The sequence below is a fragment of the Mucilaginibacter phenanthrenivorans genome (genome assembly GCF_024721155.1).
GTDB lineage: Bacteria > Bacteroidota > Bacteroidia > Sphingobacteriales > Sphingobacteriaceae > Mucilaginibacter > Mucilaginibacter phenanthrenivorans.
Map to the genome: position 1 here is coordinate 1 of NZ_JAHVAP010000018.1, position 19895 is coordinate 19895.

General features: G+C 43.8%; 20 protein-coding genes. 3 read left to right on the plus strand and 17 right to left on the minus strand.

Features of this window, described 5'->3' with window-relative positions; genetic code table 11:
• Positions 1-303: 303 nt before the first annotated feature.
• The 5 genes from KXD93_RS27970 to KXD93_RS27990 are packed head-to-tail and all read right to left on the minus strand — an operon-like array spanning position 304 to position 3861.
• On the minus strand, positions 304-1374 hold the full coding sequence (locus tag KXD93_RS27970; RefSeq protein ID WP_258140864.1) for a PA0069 family radical SAM protein: 1071 nt from the start codon (positions 1372-1374) through the stop codon (positions 304-306).
• Between the two features lie 30 nt (positions 1375-1404).
• The gene (locus KXD93_RS27975; protein ID WP_258140865.1) at positions 1405-2040 is read right to left on the minus strand and encodes a response regulator; all 636 of its coding nucleotides are present in this window, start codon (positions 2038-2040) and stop codon (positions 1405-1407) included.
• The gene (locus KXD93_RS27980) at positions 2012-2845 is read right to left on the minus strand and encodes a sensor histidine kinase (RefSeq protein ID WP_258140866.1); all 834 of its coding nucleotides are present in this window, start codon (positions 2843-2845) and stop codon (positions 2012-2014) included. The genes KXD93_RS27975 and KXD93_RS27980 overlap by 29 nt, the downstream gene beginning before the upstream one ends.
• On the minus strand, positions 2838-3494 hold the full coding sequence (locus KXD93_RS27985; RefSeq protein ID WP_258140867.1) for a hypothetical protein: 657 nt from the start codon (positions 3492-3494) through the stop codon (positions 2838-2840). The genes KXD93_RS27980 and KXD93_RS27985 overlap by 8 nt, the downstream gene beginning before the upstream one ends.
• A 4-nt stretch (positions 3495-3498) precedes the next feature.
• Positions 3499-3861, minus strand: coding sequence for a hypothetical protein (locus KXD93_RS27990; RefSeq protein WP_258140868.1), 363 nt, complete (start codon positions 3859-3861; stop codon positions 3499-3501).
• A 235-nt stretch (positions 3862-4096) separates the two neighbouring features.
• Between KXD93_RS27990 and KXD93_RS27995 the strand changes: the two genes are divergently transcribed.
• Entirely contained in the window at positions 4097-5191 is a 1095-nt protein-coding gene (locus KXD93_RS27995) for a metallophosphoesterase (RefSeq protein ID WP_258140869.1), read from the plus strand.
• 528 nt (positions 5192-5719) lie between these two features.
• Here KXD93_RS27995 and KXD93_RS28000 read toward each other — a convergent pair.
• A complete protein-coding gene (locus KXD93_RS28000) occupies positions 5720-7936 on the minus strand; it encodes a transferrin receptor-like dimerization domain-containing protein (protein ID WP_258140870.1) in 2217 nt (738 codons plus the stop codon).
• 242 nt (positions 7937-8178) lie between these two features.
• Between KXD93_RS28000 and KXD93_RS28005 the strand changes: the two genes are divergently transcribed.
• On the plus strand, positions 8179-9873 hold the full coding sequence (locus tag KXD93_RS28005) for a serine hydrolase domain-containing protein (RefSeq protein WP_258140871.1): 1695 nt from the start codon (positions 8179-8181) through the stop codon (positions 9871-9873).
• A gap of 144 nt (positions 9874-10017) precedes the next feature.
• On the opposite strand, the gene trpC is transcribed toward KXD93_RS28005, so the two are convergent.
• The 4 genes from trpC to KXD93_RS28025 all read right to left on the minus strand — a co-directional run bounded on the left by trpC (position 10018) and on the right by KXD93_RS28025 (position 13669).
• Positions 10018-10809: an indole-3-glycerol phosphate synthase TrpC gene (gene trpC / locus KXD93_RS28010; protein WP_258140872.1), complete on the minus strand. Its 792-nt coding sequence runs from the start codon at positions 10807-10809 to the stop codon at positions 10018-10020.
• Positions 10810-10936: 127 nt separating this feature from the next.
• On the minus strand, positions 10937-11551 hold the full coding sequence (locus KXD93_RS28015) for an anthranilate synthase component II (RefSeq protein ID WP_258140873.1): 615 nt from the start codon (positions 11549-11551) through the stop codon (positions 10937-10939).
• Between the two features lie 55 nt (positions 11552-11606).
• Complete coding sequence (locus tag KXD93_RS28020; protein ID WP_258140874.1) at positions 11607-13016, minus strand: anthranilate synthase component I family protein; 1410 nt, start codon at positions 13014-13016, stop codon at positions 11607-11609.
• Positions 13017-13234: 218 nt separating this feature from the next.
• On the minus strand, positions 13235-13669 hold the full coding sequence (locus KXD93_RS28025; protein WP_258140875.1) for a cytochrome B: 435 nt from the start codon (positions 13667-13669) through the stop codon (positions 13235-13237).
• A gap of 215 nt (positions 13670-13884) precedes the next feature.
• Here KXD93_RS28025 and KXD93_RS28030 point away from each other — a divergent pair, with 215 nt between their 5' ends.
• On the plus strand, positions 13885-14448 hold the full coding sequence (locus KXD93_RS28030) for a DUF2306 domain-containing protein (protein ID WP_258140876.1): 564 nt from the start codon (positions 13885-13887) through the stop codon (positions 14446-14448).
• A gap of 307 nt (positions 14449-14755) precedes the next feature.
• On the opposite strand, the gene KXD93_RS28035 is transcribed toward KXD93_RS28030, so the two are convergent.
• From KXD93_RS28035 to KXD93_RS28065, 7 genes are all read right to left on the minus strand, one after another.
• The gene (locus KXD93_RS28035) at positions 14756-15187 is read right to left on the minus strand and encodes a hypothetical protein (protein ID WP_258140877.1); all 432 of its coding nucleotides are present in this window, start codon (positions 15185-15187) and stop codon (positions 14756-14758) included.
• Between the two features lie 6 nt (positions 15188-15193).
• Entirely contained in the window at positions 15194-15541 is a 348-nt protein-coding gene (locus tag KXD93_RS28040; protein ID WP_258140878.1) for a phage holin family protein, read from the minus strand.
• An 80-nt stretch (positions 15542-15621) separates the two neighbouring features.
• Positions 15622-15888, minus strand: coding sequence for a YtxH domain-containing protein (locus tag KXD93_RS28045; protein WP_258140879.1), 267 nt, complete (start codon positions 15886-15888; stop codon positions 15622-15624).
• Between the two features lie 179 nt (positions 15889-16067).
• A complete protein-coding gene (locus KXD93_RS28050) occupies positions 16068-17111 on the minus strand; it encodes an AI-2E family transporter (protein WP_258140880.1) in 1044 nt (347 codons plus the stop codon).
• Positions 17112-17289: 178 nt separating this feature from the next.
• On the minus strand, positions 17290-17514 hold the full coding sequence (locus tag KXD93_RS28055; protein WP_258140881.1) for a hypothetical protein: 225 nt from the start codon (positions 17512-17514) through the stop codon (positions 17290-17292).
• Position 17515: 1 nt separating this feature from the next.
• Positions 17516-18934, minus strand: coding sequence for a sigma-54-dependent transcriptional regulator (locus KXD93_RS28060; RefSeq protein WP_258140882.1), 1419 nt, complete (start codon positions 18932-18934; stop codon positions 17516-17518).
• Positions 18935-19193: 259 nt separating this feature from the next.
• Entirely contained in the window at positions 19194-19790 is a 597-nt protein-coding gene (locus KXD93_RS28065) for an outer membrane beta-barrel protein (RefSeq protein WP_258140883.1), read from the minus strand.
• Positions 19791-19895 lie beyond the last annotated feature (105 nt).

Below are 19895 nucleotides of genomic sequence, written 5' to 3' on the forward strand. Positions count from 1 at the left end.
TCACGAAAAATAAACAATCTAAAAGCAAATATCGAACCTTTTCTAACTTTAAACCAGCGTATTAGGCCCTTAACTTAATGACATTGGCCGTCGGTACGCAACCCTGCGTTTACATCTGCGTTGTTTTGTTTCTGTTGTTTAACGGATTAAAATCCGTTGCTATTATATTGGCCGAGGCGCTGCCTCTGAATATTCTTTTCTAAAAAAACACTGCCCTCACAAACCTCTAGAGCCATCGGCTCGACACATTTTGTAACAACGGGTTTTAACCCGTTGCGAATGCTCACCCAATCAACCACTCACTCAAAACAACTTCGTCTGCCTCCCTCCCTTCGGCATAAACAAGGTATAATCAAACTCCGGCATTTCACGGTCAGCTAAAAAACGCGTGGTTGCCATTTTAAACATCTGGTGAATGGATTCCGCAATCTTTCCCTCGCCGCTCATTCTCCTGCCGAAATTACTGTCGTTCAAATTACCGTCGTGACAGGATTTGATCATGTTCAAAACCTTTTCGGCCCTGTCGGGAAAAGCCTTGTTAATCCAATCCGTAAAAATTTCGCTAATGCTGCCATTGAGGCGAACAATGGTAAATCCTGCTGACAGCGCGCCTCGATCTGCTGCTGCCTTTATAATTGCCGGCACTTCGTTGCTGTTTAAACCGGGAATTATCGGTGCCGCCATTACCCGGCATGGAATCCCCTTTTCGGTCAACTTTTGGATCACCGCCAGCCTGCCGGTTGCCGTTACCGTGCGTGGTTCCAGTTTTTGGCGCAACTGCTCATTGAGCGACGTGATGGAAACGTTAACATGAACCAGGTTCATTGAAGCAAGTTCGGTCAGGATATCCAGGTCGCGCAGGATCACGTTGTTTTTGGTGATGATGCTAACCGGGTTCCGGTATTTTAAAAACAACTGTAAAAGCGACCGCGTAATTTTCAGCCGGCGCTCAATGGGCTGATAGCAATCGGTATTGCCGGAGAGCAGGATGCAAACCGGTTTGTAATTCTTTTTATTGAAATACTGCTCCAAAAGCTCGGCTGCATTGCGCTTTACAATGATCTTGCGCTCAAAATCGAGGCCGGCGCTAAAGCCAAAATATTCGTGCGTATTCCGCGCGTAGCAATAAATGCAGCCATGCTCACAACCCTGGTATGGGTTTATGGAATACATGTGGCTCAGGTCCGGGCTGTTCGATTCGCTTACTATCTTCTTTGGGGTTTCCTCAAAAAGCTGGGTGGCGCTGTTTTCAAGCAAGGGTTCATCCAGCCCCTCTATGTGTTCCAGCACATACTTGTTCTTTAAAAACTTGTTGTGTGTGTTTACCTGTGCGCCGCGGCCCTTAAAAAACTCATCGTTATCCTCATATCCCATGAAGACAAATTTGCTAATTATTTTAGCAAATCACAATTCTATCAGCTTGTTTTTTATGGCGTACAATACCAGCCCAATCCTGCTTTTAACGCCCAGCTTTTCAAACAAATGATCGCGGTAACCGTCGACGGTGCGGATGCTGATGCACATTTGTGTGGCAATTTCCTTATAGGTAAGCTCTGATGCCGCCAGCTTCAAAAACTCTAGTTCGCGAAGCTGCAACGTTATCTGGTTGTGGGCCTGGTTAAACGAGTTGATCAAAAGCCGAGTAACGAACTCCGGATAGTAAACCTCACCTACCGAAACCTTTTGCAGGGCCTGCTCAAATTCAAACGGCTCCGAATCCTTAAGCAGGTAGCCCTTTGCGCCAAATTTGAGCATGGTGAGCACCTTATCCGGGTCCTCCAGCATCGATAAAACAACAATGCGGATCTCCGGGTAGTTTTCCTTGAGCCATAGTGCGGTAGCTGCGCCGTCCATTACGGGCATGTGAATATCGAGTAAAACAATATCGGGCTTTAATCTTGCGGAGATCTTGCGGATCATTTCCTCACCGTTACTGGCTTCAAAAAGTATGTTAAATCCTTTAAAATTATTAATTAATGATGTAATTCCGCTTCTAAAAAGGCGGTGATCATCAACTAACGCGATCTGGATGTGTTCCATTAATATAGGGTATTTGTTGTAAAAGGTTTAGGGTAACTTTAACGTGGCATCCGGCGCCGGGCGAGCTGTTTATTTCTGCCGAGGCGCCTATGGCTGTCGCTCTGTTTTCAATATTCGTCAGTCCCGAACCCTTGCTATGGTCAAGCGAGTTAACTGAAAAGCCGTCCCCGTCATCTTCGAGTGTTAAATTAAACATTTCAGGAATATAATACAAACTGATTTTCAATTGCGCTGCCCCTGAATGTTTAATGGTGTTGTTAACAGCCTCCTGGAAAATGCGGAACAAAACCAGCTCCCGTTGTTCGCCGAGGGGAATGCTCTCGCCACTAACAATCAGCTCGGCATTGATCAGCCCGCTTTTATTTAATTTTTTTACTTCGTTTTCAATAGTTTTAACTAGTCCCTGTTTGGTAATATGTTCAAAGCTGAGGCTTTTTGAAAGATCGCGCAGATCGGTTATTACCTGCGCGATCAAATCCCTGTTCTCGTTGATCTTTGTCTGTTGACCGGCATCTGCAGTGCTTATCATCGCCATATTAAGCTTCACAAATGATAACACCTGGTTAATATTATCATGAAGCTCACGACTTACATAGGCAAACGTTTCCTCCTGGATCTCCAGCCGGGACTTTAAAAACTCCTGGCGAAAGTTGGCCTCCAGGGCGTCGCGCTCCAGTTTGTTTTTTATCTGCCGTTTTTGGTATAGTACAATAAAGTAAACGATAAAGCCAACCAGGAACACAAAAAATGCTGTAGCCGAAAACAAAACCACATAAAGTTCATCCGTACTTGGACTTTTAACCATAATTAAAATCAACGGCGCGTACCTGCTTATTATTAATAAATATCGATATCCCTATTACAATATAAAAAATATAATTTACAGCAAAACTAAATCCTACCATTATACCTAAATCTAATTTATTCTGGATAAAATAACTGGTTAGTGCGTAATTCAGGAACATGGTTGTTCCGTAAAATAATATATTCAGGTTAAACCAAAACAAACTCTGCTTAAACAAGCTAAGTTCAGACGGGTTCAACAGCATTTGACTGAATAAAAACAATGAATAAATTACGTAGACAATTTGGGATATATTTAGGATTGCCGATGGAAATTGCATCAAACTTTCAAATACAGCTAAATTTATTATTTCCAAAACCAACATTGCGGGCATAAGCAGCAATATTATTTTTTTTAACCGGGCATTCTCTATTAAGTTATAATAAATGTATGAGAAAAAGCAGAATTCAATAACGGCCCATATATGCGCTAGCGGCATGCTATTGTGATATATTTTACCAACTATTTTTTTTATCGTTTCGCTTATTAAAGTGGATACCATAAGAATAACCAGGAGCTGAAATGCCCGGGTAAGCTTCTTATAACGGGTAATCCCGGCGATTGAAATTAGCAGCAATAGGAATATATATACGTAAAATGCCTTTTCCATAAGTTTATATTAAATCAGTACAATAGGGAGGGCATGGGGTTAATTGATCCCATGCTTCATATTTACCAAGATACGGGGCCGCGCCGTTCTCCTCGTTATAATCAGGATTGGGTGATGCCCCGGTAAGCACCAGTGTGAATATATTTTCAGTAGCAGTTTGATGATCCGGGTGTTTCGCAAAATGTACGCTCACCCCAATATTATTAGTGTCGCTTAAAATAGCGTCCAAACACCTGCGGCTGATGAAAAAGCCATTCAGGAAGTGGCCGTCGGGCGTTACCAGGGCAGGGCCGCCGGTTGCTGAATTCTGCGTTTGGTAGCTGCTGATTAAATTTTTCGCTAATGTTTTGTCGATGACTGCTGACATGGTTAAATTGATTAAAGGGTTAGTTATTAGGGCGTGAAGATAGTTGTTGCGGGTGAGAATACTGGGAGTTAATTAACTGTTTTTTTACCGTTATTTAACGCAGTAAATACCGTTATTTAACGGGGTGATAATTTAGAATTTTTTGTTATGAATTTCGACCCAAAACGCTGTTAAATCCCCCTTGGAGATCCATGCGAAAACTAAACAAAACGCCAAAATTCATGTTAACCCACTGATGCGTAAATTTTTACAAAACCTTTTAACCAGGCCGGTAGTGCAATTTGCAAACCGGGTATCATCCCGGCCCGACAAAAGAAGGGTTGACAAAGCACTAAGCGGGTTATATGAAGAGATTAAGAGCAGGAACGTTAAAAAAGGCCTGCTGCTGCCCGTTGATTCGCAAATTGACAAATTTATTATCCTCTCCGATCAGCATAAGGGCGCGCGGGATGGTGCCGACGTTTTTGCAAAGGCCGATAAAAATTACCTGGCCGCGCTCGACTACTACAATAAGGAGCATTTTTTTTATATCAACCTGGGCGATAGCGAAGAGCTTTGGGAAAACCTTTTTGTTACGGTGAAGCGGCACAATAAGGCCACATTTGAAAGCGAGAAGAAATTTATAGCCCGTAAGTCATTCATCAAGATCTTTGGTAACCACGACCTTTATTGGGATAATGATCCGCTGGCTGCGGTAAACCTGCAAAGTATCTACGGGCAACCGGTTGATATCCACGAGGGCGTAATACTCGAAGTTAATACCGCTAATAAAAAGCCGCTTGAAATTTACATGACCCACGGTCACCAGGGCGATCTGCAAAGCGATGGCAACTGGTTCAGCAAGTGGTTTGTGTCAGATATCTGGGGGCCGTTCCAGGCATACCTGCGGATAAACCCCAATACACCGGCCAATAACGATCAGCTAAAAACCGACCATAACCGGATGATGTATGAATGGAGCTCGAAACGGAAGGATACCCTGTTAATAACCGGGCATACCCATCAGCCCGTATTCCGGTCGTTAACCCAGCTTGAACTATTATATGAGGGTTTAAGGCAGGCTAAGGCGGGTAACCGGAACGACGAAGCCGCCACAATTCAAAACAAAATAGATAAGCTTCACCTTAAGGCATCGCGCCCTCCCGATTTTAAGGGATACCTGGACACCTACTTCAACAGCGGCTGCTGCTGTTTTGACGACGGCGACATAACCGGCATTGAAATAGCCGAAGGCTGCATCCGGCTCATAAAATGGGAATATGGCAAGGGTAAAAAAAGCGAACGATCGGTGTTGGAAGAAAGCAGGCTGGAAGATTTGAAGCTTAAATAGCAGTATACTTTGGCAGCACCTTATTGGCATACTCTTTATTAAACGTTAAAAGTAATGACCCGTAGGGTCTACCTCTTTGTAGAAAAAACATACCACGTCCCTTTGCCTCGTAGAGGCTACCCTTCTACACAATATATTGCGGATAAGAAATTCATGAAATGTTCATTCGTCGATAAATTTCAATGTAACCCTGGTCCGCCTGTTGAACGGCTGCAAAGGGTAGCCTCTACGAGGCGAAAAATATTTTCTTATAAACATTTCTACAAAGCGGTAGACCCTATGGGCCAAATATTTTTACACCAGCACAGTCCAATCTAATCGGTTACGCACCTCCGGAGCGCAAATCGCTTTCCTGTTTTTTCTACCGATATTTTGCTCCTAACGGAGCATGAAACGTGGATGGTCAAGCAATCAAAAGCGGGGATACGCGCGGCCTGATAAAAATCTCATCAAGCGCAAAGTTAAAATCCCCTCCAAAGGAGAGGATTATTTTTCATGAGTGCTGCGCAATTGAGGTGAGGTCAAAATCTACTGCGGACTCCCTGCGCTCAAATACATCGCCAAATTATTTACGCTTTTGGCCACTACACCAATTTGGTCCTGCGCTTCTTTCCAGTTGCGTTGTTCAATGGCCTCGCGGATGCCGGGGAGGGTTTTTACACCGTAACCGGTATAAAAGCCGGGTGCATATATGGTATGCCTGTACCATGGGCGGCGTGGCAAGCCATCAGATAATAATTGTTGTTCGGCGTGGTACAATAATTTGTTCAGCTTATCATTATTGGCGGTTGATTGCGATGCTGTGGACCATGTTACGGCCAGCTTATCGGCAACTTTTTTAAGGGTATCAACCGCGGTTTTTAAAGCGGCAAAATCAAGCTTTGGTACGGTATCCTTTGCTACGGGTAGTTTTTCATTTTTTGTAGGATCATTTGCTAACGCGAACGCATTGCCTTTTATCAGCTGATTTTCCATGTCAGTATTTTCACGCATCTTGTCGAGCAGCTCGTTTAGTTCGGTAACGTATTTATTAATGGTAGTTTGCAGGTTGCGGAAGTCGAACGGCAGCAGTTCGGCATCGGCCATGCGTAAAACGGCATGCCCGGCAGTTTGCGATAATGCCACGCCATACTTAAATGATGAATCCTTAAACCTGCGGTAATCATCAAACGAATCATAAATGGAATGGTACTCGCCGCCGCCATCCTCGCCGCCAAAACCAAGGTCCAAAGTTGGAATGCCTAAGTGTTGTAAAAACGAAGAGTAGTCGGATCCCGAACCCAGTGATTCCAGGCGGCCACCCTTGCGGTCCAGGATCTCCTTTTTATCTTTTGCCGATGAAGCGCTTACCACGTCATGCGCCTTCTTACGGTCATACACACTTACACTGGTTTGCGGGTCAATTACATTTTGGGTGATCTCGTCCATAAACGGTTCCAGCGCCTGTGAGCCACCTGCGCCTAAAAAGCCGCGGCCATTCCCATCCGAATTGATATAGATAACAGCCTTTTCCTGCAATTCCTTATCATGCCCCTCTGCAAATTCGGTAGAGCCCAGCAGCCCTGGTTCCTCACCGTCCCATGAACAGTAAACGATGCTTCGTTTTGGCTTCCAGCCCGACTTAAGCAGATCACCCAAAGCCTTGGCCTCATCCAGCATGGCTGACTGCCCGCTGATAGGGTCGCCCGCACCGTTTACCCAGCCATCATGGTGGTTACCGCGCATCACCCATTCATCAGGCCATTGCGAGCCCTTTATTTTTGCTATCACATCATAAGCCGGAACCAAGTCCCAGTTAAATTCCATTTTTAAATGCACCATTGCCTTGCCCGCCCCTATATGGTAGGTAATGGGCAGGCCGCCCTGCCAGTCGCGCGGGGCAACAGTACCATCCAGGGCCGCCAGGAACGGTTGTGCATCGTGATAACTGATTGGCAAAACCGGGATCTTCAATATGGTAACAGCGTCCTTCCTGTCCAGGCGCTTCGCGTCCTTAGTGGCGCCAACGCCGGGTGTAAGGGGGTCGCCGGGGTAGATCACCATATCCATCACCGAGCCGCGCTGAACGCCGTATTCATTCTTATACGCGCCTTTAGGGTATACATCTCCGGCGGTGTAGCCATCGTCCTTAGGGTCAGAGTAAATAATACAGCCAACAGCCCCGTGTTCGTAGGCAACTTTTGGTTTTATCCCGCGCCATGAGCGGCCGTATTTAGCGATCACAATTTTGCCCTTTACGTCAATACCCAGTTTTGCCAGTGTTTCGTAATCATCGGGTAGCCCATAATTTACAAACACCAGCGGCGCACTCACATCGCCATCAGCGCTCCATGCATTATAAGTTGGCAATTGGTTGGCCTGGCCCGAAGTTGCATCCTCCGCCAAAGCCGGTTCCTTTAATAAAGCGGTATATTTTGTTGGGCCGGTTAGTTCCAGCACCCTTGTTTTTGGGGTTGGGAACAATACGGTATAGGTTTCAATATGTGCATCAAGTCCGTAGCTTTTATATTTCTGCAGAATTTTTTCGGCAACTATTTTGCTTCCCGGCGAGCCTACATTGTGCGGAATTGCAGCCAGCTCCTTTATCGTTTCCCCAATTCTTGGCGCGCTTAAAGAGGCGTCAAAAGCTTGTTCGGTTTGTAATTCCTTAGTCGATGATGCCGGCGTAAAGCCACTGATGGTTTTCTGCTGGGCGGTAGCCGCTGCGGTTATTGCTATGAAAGCCAGTGTAAGTGTTTTTTTCATGTTTTACAGGAATGTATGTGATCCCGTGAAAATAGTGAATTTAGGGTGGATTGACAAATGATGTGGGGATGATGTGCGGATGTGCGAGTATGTAAATGTGCGGATGGTTCGAAGTTAATAAGGAGGAACTACATGTCACTAAAAACGCTATCGACAAAAAAAGAAACGCCTTATTCTTACAAATTCATTTATATATTTATTCTGATTTTAATTCCCTAATAACCTGCCTGACAAAACACATCATGAGTATTCAAAAAAAACGCCTGCTGTTCTGCTTAATAGTAGTTTTTGGTATAACCAGCGCTGCTGCACAAAGCCAGCCTGATTCTACTACCCAAAAAATAGATGCCTTATTTAAATGGTGGGATAGCCCCGGGAGCCCCGGGTTTGTGGTAGGTATTGTACGGAACGATTCGCTTATTTTTGCGAAGGGATATGGGATGGCCAACCTGGAGTACAACATCCCCATTACACCCGAAACTATTTTTCACATGGCTTCGGTTTCCAAGCAGTTTACTGCTTTTTCAATTGTGCTGCTGGCCCGTCAGGGAAAACTGAACCTGGATGATGATATTCGAAAATACCTGCCATGGTTTCCGGATCTGAAAGTAAAAATTACAATAAGGAACCTTTTGAACCATACCAGCGGTATCCGCGATCAGTGGCAATTACTTGCCATTGCAGGGACCCGGCTAGATGATGTAATTACAAGGGATCAAATTATAAAGATCCTGGGCAAACAGCAGGCCCTCAACTTTAAGCCAAACGACGAATACAGCTATTCGAACAGCGGGTTTACTTTGCTGGGCGAAATTGTACGCGCGGTTAGCGGTAAAAGCCTGCGACAATTTACCGACTCAGCCATTTTTAAACCGCTGGGGATGAAAAACACCCACTTTCATGATGATTATACCGAAATAGTGCCCAACCGCTCTTATTCGTATGATCGTAAAGACGCCAAACATTTTGCAAACAGCACACTCAGCTATTCGGTTGTGGGCGCTACCAGCCTTTTTACCAATGTTGATGACATGAGCAAATGGGTGACGAATTTTTATAACCAAAAGGTTGGCGATCAGAAGGATATTGAACAACTAACACAACATGGCAAACTGAATAACGGCAAAGATATTGACTATGCGCTGGGCATTTCGGTGGATGATTACAAAGGGTATAAAATGTATTCGCATAACGGCGCCGATGCCGGTTACCGCACCATGGTTAGCGTTTTTCCTGAGCTGAAAATGGGGTTTATTATTTTCAGTAACCTGGGCGATACCAATCCGTTTGGCAAGGCCAATCAATTGAGCGCCCTTTTTATTAAAGATCGTTCACCCAAAAGTGCTACGCCCAAGCCCGCAGTTGCCGATAGCGCCAGTGCCATTTTTAACGATACTTTGGCTATCAAAAAGTTTATGGGAAGTTATATTGCAGATGATGGCACCCGGTATGGCTTCACGCTGAAAAACAAAAAGCTTTATCTGCAAGAGAGTGGAAAAAGCAGCCAGTTAGTTAAGGGAATAAAGGACACACTTGTGATGCTTTACTGGCCTGTGATGAAGATTGTTTTTACGGCGAAAACCTCTAAGGAAATAATAGTGAACGAATACGATCCCTATAACAATCGCCGGCTGGTAAAATATAATGCTGATGCAAAACAAACGGACGAGGTATTGCGCACCTATACCGGCACCTACTATTGCCCGGAATTGGATTGCAACTACCGGATTGTGTTAAAGGATCATCATTTAATCCTCACCAATAACAAATACAATGATACCCCGCTCACTTTGTACGGGGATAATCACTTAACCGATGGTTTTTGGTGGATGGATAATTTACTAATTCTCAGAAATGCCAAAAATCAAATAACCGGGTTTGAGGTTAACTCGGGGCGAATAAGGCATTTGTTATTTAAAAAAGAGAACCGGGATTAACGGACCGGGATTAAAAGATTAAACGGATTTCTAAGGCATGGTGAATGATGCAGTCGCGCTGTTCTGCGGACGGGCACCCGCATCCCAAAACTGGGATTACGGGGTTAATAAATCCGCCCGACAATATTACGATTCGGGAAATCGCTAAAATCCGTTAATCCCGGTCACGAATTCCATCATCGCTGCCCCGGGATCTTCCTGCTTCATGAAATTCTCACCAATTAAAAAGCCATTAAACCCGGCAGCTTTTAATTGTTTGATGGTTTCAGGATTGCTGATGGCGCTTTCCGAGATCTTTAAAAATTCCGCCGGAATGTGCGGTGCCAATTTATAGGATGTTTCCACCGACACGGTGAAATCGGCCAGGTTGCGGTTGTTTACGCCGATGGCATCAAGATTGGGGTTGATGCTGCGTTCCAGCTCTTCTAAATCATGCACCTCCAGCAGTACATTTAAACCGAGACTTTTTGCCAGCGAGGCCAGGGTATCAATTTCAGTTGGCGTAAGGATGGCTGCGATCAGCAGGATAATATCGGCGCCCAATGATTTTGCCTCTATCACCTGGTACTCATCAATCATGAAATCCTTACGCAAAATCGGGATGGTGTTGGCCTGGCGGGCGGCAACAAGGTCGGCCTTTTTGCCCATAAAAAAATTGCGGTCGGTTAAAACCGACAGGGCCGAAGCCCCGGCTGCGGAATAGCCATTGGTGACAGCCTTAACGCTAACTTTATCGTTAATGATCCCCTTTGACGGCGATCTGCGCTTAAATTCGGCGATAATGCCGGTACGACCGGGCGCCAGCAAAAAATCCTTAAAGGAATAACATTCCCTGTGAAAAAGTTCAGATTCTTCCAGTTGTGTATAAGAAGTGCGGCTTTTAGCACGCTGTACTTCCTTCCTTTTGTTGATTACTATTTTATCTAAAATGTTCATGCCCCTAACCCCTAAAGGGGGATTTAAGCCCCCAACCCCTAAAGGGGAGGAAGCGGTTATTTATTAATTATTTTTACACGCTATCATATATTCGCCACCATTTCTCCCCCTTTAGGGGGCCGGGGGCTTAGCTTAGCCAGTTTTTCATCATTTCCTTCCCAAATTCTGTTAGTATCGATTCAGGGTGGAACTGTACGCCGCGTACATCATACTCTTTATGACTCAATGCCATTAACGAGTTATCGGCTTCATCAATCGCAGTAACTTTTAACGAGGAAGGCAATGATTTTCCATCCACTACCCATGAGTGATAGCGGCCCACCTTAAACGTTTCCGGCAATCCTGCGAAAAGGCGTTCGTCCTTGTCTGTTACTTTTATTGGCGTGGCAATACCATGCATCGGCTGGCTTAGGTTATACAAACTTCCGCCAAAAACCTCGGCAATGGCCTGCTGGCCCAAACATACGCCGAAGATGCTTTTTGTAGGGGCATACTTTTCAATTACCTCAAGCAGCAAACCGGCCTCGCTCGGGATGCCGGGCCCAGGCGACAGGATGATGCGATCATAAGCGTCCACATCACCAATGCTGAATTTATCATTCCTCCATACCTCGCATTGCAAGCCAATCTCGTTTACCAAATGCACCAGGTTGTAGGTGAATGAATCGTAATTGTCTATTATTAAAATGCCCCCCGGCCCCCTAAAGGGGGAGTGAGCTTGTATATCTATATTGTCTGTCATTTCTCTTTATTATGCTAAATAAACTTCTGTTCCCCCTTCAGGGGGCTAGGGGGCCCTACAGTTCCTCCGCCAATTCAATGGCCTTCCTTAAAGCCGCTATTTTATTATCAACCTCCTTCAATTCACTTTCTGCTATGGATCCTGCCACAATACCGGCACCAGCCTGGTAATGCAGGGTGCTGTTTTTGCTTAAAAACGAGCGGATCATGATGGCATGGTTAAAATCGCCGTTAAAGCCAAGGAAGCCTATCGCGCCGCTGTAAAAGCTGCGTTTTGTTTTTTCATTTTCGTCGATGATCTCCATGGCGCGAAATTTTGGTGCGCCGCTTAAAGTACCTGCGGGGTAAGTATCCGCAACTACTTTAAATGATGATACGCCGGGCAGCAGCTTGCCGCTCACGTGCGATACCAAATGGATCAGGTGTGAATAATATTGAACTTCTTTAAATGCCTTAACCTCTACCTCGCCGCAGTGACGGCTCAAGTCGTTACGGGCAAGGTCGACCAGCATCACGTGTTCTGCAGACTCCTTGGGGTCGTTTTCAAGTTGACGGGCTATCTCGGCGTCCTTCTCATCATCGCCGCTCCGTTTAAAGGTACCGGCTATCGGGAAGATGTTGGCCACTTCATTTTTAACGGTGATCTGTGCTTCAGGCGATGAGCCGAAGATCCTGAAATCGCCATAATCAAAATAAAACAAATAAGGTGATGGGTTGATGGAACGCAATGCCCGGTACACGTTAAATTCATCGCCCAAAAACTTCTTTGAAAAACCACGTGATGGCACTATCTGGAAAACGTCGCCGCGGTAAATGTGCTGTTTCATTTTCTCAACCACAGCCATAAACTCCTCATTGGTGAGGTTTGATTGTTCCTCGTCCTTGCTTTCGAAACGGTATTCAGGGAAATTCTTATTGCGGATCAGGTCGGCCAGTTTTTCCAGGCCGTTATTATCGGGCTCGCCTTCTGGCTGGTTCTGGAAAATATAAAGCTCGTTCTTAAAGTGATCTATGGCGATGATATAGCGGTAAACATGGTACTGCATTACCGGCACCTTGCGCGAGGTATCATCGCTTTTCTTTAGCACGATGGTTTCAAAGTGTTCCACGGCCTCGTGGGTAAAATAGCCGAAGATCCCGTTCGAAATAATTTTGCCCGGGAATGGCGTGGTATCAAAGCTGCCGATAAATTCATTGATCCTGGTTATCAGATCGAATTCGCCCGGTGCATAATTTTCTACGCTGTTGTCGGGGTAGGTTATTTTCAATGCGCCATCATTCAAAACAAACCCGCTGATGGGTTCGCAGCAAACGTAGCTCATGCTGTTTTCGCGGCTATGATAGTCTGAGCTCTCCAGCAGCAGCGAGTTCGGGAAAACGTCCCGCAAACGTAGATAGATGCTTACCGGCGTGGTGGTATCGGCAAGTAGCTTTTTATGCGTTGTTATTATTTTATATTTCTTCATATCGTATTTAAAACGCTGTAAAACAAAAAAACCCGGCGAATGAGGGTCGCCGGGTTTCCTATTTAGGTTTATAATTGATTAATCGTTCAGATCAAAAACTTAGCCGGCTCCAAATTTAATTGGTGCCACCAGCTGTTCTTATGTGTAGTTTCGATCATAACGGTCACAAATTTATAAAGAAAATTGAATTAGCAAATTTTTTCTGTGTTTTTTTATCATTAACCGCCAAAAAGAGGCAAATGACCAGCCAAAATGGTGGCAATAATTATTAAAAAGGCTATGATATAGAAGATTGCGATGGTGCGGTGCTTACTTTCAGGTAAAATGATCTTTTTTGATTTGCTGTGCCCAATGGTTATTAAGGTAATGGCAATCACCATTCCAACCCAATGTTCAACGGTAAAATAGCGGGTAACATCATTCTTCATGGTATCACTGCTGAAAGACACCAATGGGCTAATAAAAAACAGGATGATGCCGATAAGCAATTGTGTATGCACCGAGATGAGGGCAAATAAATTTGTTTTGCGATGCGACTCGGTATACGGCTTTTGATTTAACCATCCAATCAGCGATTGAACAATGGCAATAAGCACTAAAATAAATACGATGTACCTGAAACCGGAGTGCAGGTGTTGAAAAAAGCTATACATATCTGTCGGATAAAAATTTATCGAATATACGATTCCGTTGTAAGACTTACGAAGTTTTCAAAACTTCGTAAGTCTGGCAGGCATTAACTACTTTTAGCACTATCAACCTGCAGCCCCTGGAAATCGCAAAACATATCGTCAAAAACATAATCCTCTACCTGCTACTTTGTGTGGCTACATTTTTAATGCTGCGAGGAATTGTACGTTACTATCCCATGCAGGATAATATCGGCTTTCTGCAATTTAAACAGGACTACGTTCATATTATCCAATGGAAGATTGCCTTTTATACGCATGTGTTTACTATTATATTCGCGCTATTGGCAGGCTTTACTCAATTTTCTAATTACATTTTGAAACAGTATCGGGCCGTGCACCGATTGGTGGGAAAGTTATATGTTTATGATATTTTGTTTTTAAACTTCCCCGCGGCTATGATAATGGCCATATACGCCAACGGGCAGCTGCCTGCTAAAACTGCATTTGTTGTTTTGGATTGCCTGTGGTTTTGGTTTACTTATAAGGCGGTTGCCGAAGTAAAAAGGAAGAATATAAAAGCTCACCGGCAGTATATGATCCGTAGTTATGCGCTTACGCTTTCTGCAGTTACGCTAAGGCTTTGGAAAATTATAATCCTGGCTTTTGTTTATATCGATCCGTTACACCTTTATATGATTGATGCATGGATGGGCTTTGTTCCGAACCTGTTATTTGCCGAATGGCTGATAAGGAGAAATAAAAAACAGGGAACGCCTTACCGCTCGATACGAATATTATAAACTATCAGGAACAAGAACGCGGCAGAAATTAAGATTAAGCTTACCAGGAAAGTGACACCAGAAATTACTTTTGGGTATTTATTACCTGATATTTCCAACGTGTGGTAAATTTTCCGGGCGATAAAAAAGGAAATAGCAAAAGCAACAGCCAGCAAAAAAAGTGGTAAAACAATCAATATGAGCATTGGATATGTTTAAAGTTTAACTGCCAGTAGGTTAACGTGTTTTAAACGCCAACCGCAAGATATTATTTCTTCGCGGGGGAAAAAATAAACCAAAAGATAATAGTGACAATTTTGCTGGACGCTCAATAACTCTCGCTCAAAGGCGGGATCGCATTCTTCTCCGGGTTCTTAGGTTTCTTTTCCTTTGGTGTGAAAAGGTGCTTTACTTTATCCCAAATTCCAACAACTGAGTCCTCGGTTATAAAATGCGAGGCCTTTTGGGATACAAGACCCACAATGGTTTTTATAATGAAGTTTGAATTGCGGAAGATGGTTTTATTAAGCGTAAACGGCAGCACGAAGCGGGAGATCAGGCCTACCAGGTCCTGCTCAAAAAAGCTGCTGGTTTTGCCATCCGGAGCAATTGATTTTGGAAACAGCGTTCCTATTGTTGATATGGTAGATGAAAATGTTCTGAAACGGTCGCCAATGGCTACACTTTGCTCGCGCTCCAGTTCCTTAAGCCGGTAGATCTCGCCCCTTAAATCGCTTATGTTTTTGATAGGTACATCCATTGGGTGTTAGTTTTTAAAGATCTTTTGGATAAAGGCGTTAACAATTGGTTTTTCAAGCGCCGATTTGTTGAATTTAATAAGCAAGGCGATAATCAAATATATTATTGCCACGCAGCCAAAACCCAGCCAGTCGGCGCCGAAAAGGCTGCCAAGATAAAAGGCGAGTGTAAAACTGGCGAATATGAAAGCCAGCACCATTGCCATTACCGTTACCACATCGGCAATAAGGCTGGCTGCAATTGAAGTTCCGCCCTCAATGGCCTGGTATTTCGCCAGCTTGATCCGCGTTTCGGCGTAGTCCTTAAGCTGATCAATAATGGGTTGTGGAGGTGGAGTATCTTTTTCTGCTTCCATATTTTTTAGTCTGGAGTCGTAAGTCTTAAGTCCGGAGTCAAAAAACTATCGACTTCGGACTTAAGACTTTGGACTTAAATTCATGCGTGTTCCAAATCGTCCTGGTATTCTGCTTCAGCGCTGCTGATCTTTGATTTAATATTATCAACAACCTTATCCTTCAAATTCATCAGGTTTTCAATCTCGGCCGTGGCTGTTTCCTTTATGGAATCGCCAAGATTTTTCAGTGATTCAGCTAACTTATCACGTGTTTCGTTGCCTTTATCAGGTGCAAATAATACGCCCAATGCTGCTCCTGCCGCTAATCCTACAAGCAATGCGACAAATACTTTTGAGTTATCGTTCATATACTATAAATTTTTAAGTTGAATAATTGTTTTCGTTTTGAGTAAATATATTGATAAATGTTACCAGGCAAAGATAACGACTTAGAATTTAGTTCATGGTTCATGGATGATAGTTCATGGTAAAAATTTAGCATCCGTCGCTTCGGCTATGAACTATGGACCATCAACTATGAACTTTCTCATCCATCCGGCCCGGTTCTTATCCTTTCCAGCCTGTCGGCAGCAAGGCGGTTTGTTTCATAGATTTCCAATAATAGCAAAAAGTATGATAATAACAGCGGCCCGAACACCAATCCTAAAATTCCGAACAGCGGAATGCCGATAAAAACACCGATTATCGAAATAATTGGGTGCGTGTTACCCACGCGTTTATTGATGATCATCCGCAGCACGTTATCAATATTGCCGATAAATAATAACCCGTAAGCCATCAGTAAAATGCCCTTTACACTATGCCCCCCAGCTATTAAAATTATGCCGGCTGGTATGGTTAATGTTGGCGCGCCAACAACAGGCAAAAACGAAATAAACGTACCAATTACCCCCCAGAATATCGGATCGGGAATGCCAAAGATCCAGAAGCCGTTTGCCAGCAGTGTGCCTTGTGTTAACGCAATTATACCTTGTCCCAGTACATTTGAGTAGGTGGAATTTCGCAGGGCGACGGCAAATTTTACGGCATGCTGCTCGCGGAACGGGGCATATTTTAACAGCCCGGTTTCAAACTCACGCATTTGGGTGAACATAAAATAAAGCAGGAAATACATTACCAGCAGCGTAATGATTATTTGCGCCGCGCTCCCTAAAATTGAGGGGAACAGCTCTGTTGCATAGGCACCCAGTTTCTGGAGCGTATTTTCAGCAAGATGCGGCTGGTTAAAGTTGTAGCCGGCGTAATCGTCAATTTTTGTTACCCATTCCTGCAAGTTAAATGACTCCTTATTAATACTGCCAATTTTACCCACGACCATGATACTTAACGACATCAGCGGCAGGATGATCACTACCAGCGATGTAAAAATGATCATTACGGTAACCAGTGTTTTATTCCATCCTTTTTTTTCGACCAGGATAAGATAAAGCGGCCTGAATATGGTGAAAAGTACAATGGCCCCGAGTATAGAACTGAATAAGCCGCTTAATGCATATACCAAAAAACAGCCCAATATTATTATGGCTGTTAATATGATATTGTTGCGCTGCTTATAGTTAAAAATGGACATAAGGCCTAAATATACCTAATAAACGCAGGGTTAGAAAAATGTTTTGGAGGGGAAGTAATAAAGTGGTTGGAAATGTTGTAGTTGTTGTAAGAGTTGTAAAGGTTTCGATGCGCATGCCTACTATTTTATAAATGTTTAGGGAGGTTTTTACCTCTTTAACGTTTACAACAACTACAACTTATTCGACTTCTTTTAACAGCGTATCAATCCGTGCAGAGCTCAGGGAGATGGAATCAAGATAAAAAATACAATCGGCGGTTGGTTCGGGGATCTCGTAGCGCAGCTGCTCAATGGCGAGCAAAATATTTGAAAGCTGATTTTTTACATCATGCTTTAATGCCCGCATTGCTTGTTGGTTAACGTCTGCGGTTTGCGATTCTTCAAGTTTTGCAGATCCCTTCATATCACTTTATATTAATGGCCTTCATTTTATTATACAACGTTTTGCGGTCAATGTTTAATATTTCGGCGGCCCGGGTTTTATTGAAGTTAACTTCCCTTAGCACCTTCAGTATGGTTTCATACTCGGCTTCCAGGGCAGCATTCTTTAAATCGTGCCTGTTCTCCTTTATCTCCTGCATTTCGGCAACGGGGGTATAATCATATACCGGCAATTTAAAGTTGGTTAGTTCAAGCGGCAGCGCTTTCATGGTTATCTCGTTGCCCTCGGTAAGCAAGGTGGCGCGGCGCACCACGTTTTTCATTTCGCGGATGTTTCCCTGCCAGCGGTAGGTCATAAAGCTGTCTATCACCTCGGGCGAGAACGAAGTAACGTTACGGCCAAGTTCCTGGTTGGCGATCCGTAAGAAGTGATCGGCCAGGAGCATGATATCTGAACCACGCTCACGCAGCGGAGGTATAAATATGCTGAATTCGTTAAAACGATGGTAAAGGTCCTCCCTGAACTTGCCCCGCTGGATCCCATCCTGCAGGTTTTCATTGGTGGCTATAATAATGCGCACATCAAGGTTGATCTCCTTGGTGCTGCCTATTCTTTTAACCTTGCGTTCCTGCACGGTACGCAGCAGGGCGGCCTGGATCTCGTATGATAAATTACCAACCTCATCCAAAAATAAAGTGCCGCCATTAGCCATTTCAAAGTGGCCAATTTTGGTGTATAAGGCACCGGTAAACGATCCTTTTTCATGCCCGAAGAATTCGCTGGCGGCAAGTTCCTTGGTAAGCGATCCGCAATCCATCGCAATAAATGGCTGGTTATACCTTGGACTATTTAAATGGATACTTTTGGCTACCGACTCCTTGCCGGTACCGCTTTCGCCTAAAATAATTACACTATAATTGGTTGGCGCCACCAGCTCAATTTGCCGGGCCAGCTCCTTTGACACCTTGCTGGTGCCCATCACAAACTCGTTGCTGAAAACCTGTTTTTTACTTTCGCGGCTGGCGCTGCTTACCTTATCGTAGCTAACAGATTCTGTTTCCTTATCTTCAACCAGGGCGTGATGCGTTTCAATGGCCTTGGTAATGGTATTTAAAATTTCATCAGGATACAGGGGCTTGGTGATATAATCATAAGCGCCCATTTTTATCAGCTCAACGGCCATCTTTATATCAGAGTAGCCGGTGATGATGATCACACCCGTTTTAGGATATTGCGTTTTAATGTTTTTAAGCATTTCGCGGCCATCAGTATCCTCCAGCCTGAAATCGCAAAGCACAAGATTAAAGTTCCCGTTTTTAAGGTACTCCATACCCGAGGTACCTGTTGACGCGGTAGTAACATCAAAGCCGTTACGCGTTAAAAACTTTGAAAGTAGTAACGCAACATTAACTTCATCATCAATGATGAGAATTTTCTTCATAAAGCAAATACCGTTTTACTGATAATAGGGGAATTTACATGTTAATTAAATATGTAACTCCGCTAATTTATAAATTTAATCCCATCATACGTTTTTGGGCGACAAAAAGTTATACAAACAAAAAAGAGAGCCTGCGGCCCTCTCTTTTATAAGTAGATGTTTGTGGGGGAAGAGAGAGTCAAGATGACAAGAATAAAGAGTCAGGAAAAATAAAATATTTCCGTTCTTGATTCCTGACTGTTGACCTCTTGCTTCTTAATTATAAACCGAAGGCGTAAGCTACGCGTAAACCGAAAAAGTTTACTTTGCTGTCGCTAACTTCGCTGTTGAATTTGGTTGAAGCTTCATACCTCACACCTGCATCAATAAAGCTTTTGCCGCCAAGCGGGAACTGGTAACCAATTTGTGGTGCGTAAACAAATGCTGCTGATTTGTTATCGGCCAGGTCAGATTTGTTTAGTAAAAACGCGGCACCTGCTTCGCCCTGAACATAAAAGTTAGGAACTACGAAGTATTTTAAGCCCGCCTTTACAGGTAGTAACTGAATGTTTGGAGCGTCAATACCTGTGCCACCGATGTTGTTTTTACCCTGGATGCTGTTGTATCCTGCATTCAAAGTAACAAACAAATTTTGTGCTACCGGAAGGTCGGCCTGAACTGAACCGCCGATGTTCCAGTTGTATGAATCTGATAATTTTCCCGTCGGGATACCTGCGTCAACACCTATGCTTAAAATTACTCCGTTTGAAGTTGTGGTTTTAGTAGAAGTAGTTGTGGTAGAAGTTTGTGCTTTTGCGCCAAATGCTAAACCGGCAAAGGCTAAAGCTAAAGCTGAAATTTTTAATGTACTTTTCATGACTATATATGTTATTAAATTGTTGTGTTTTGATTAACACGGGGACAAAGTAACAGCACATTTTAACACGATTTTTCATCCTATTGTCACGATTATTCAATCGTT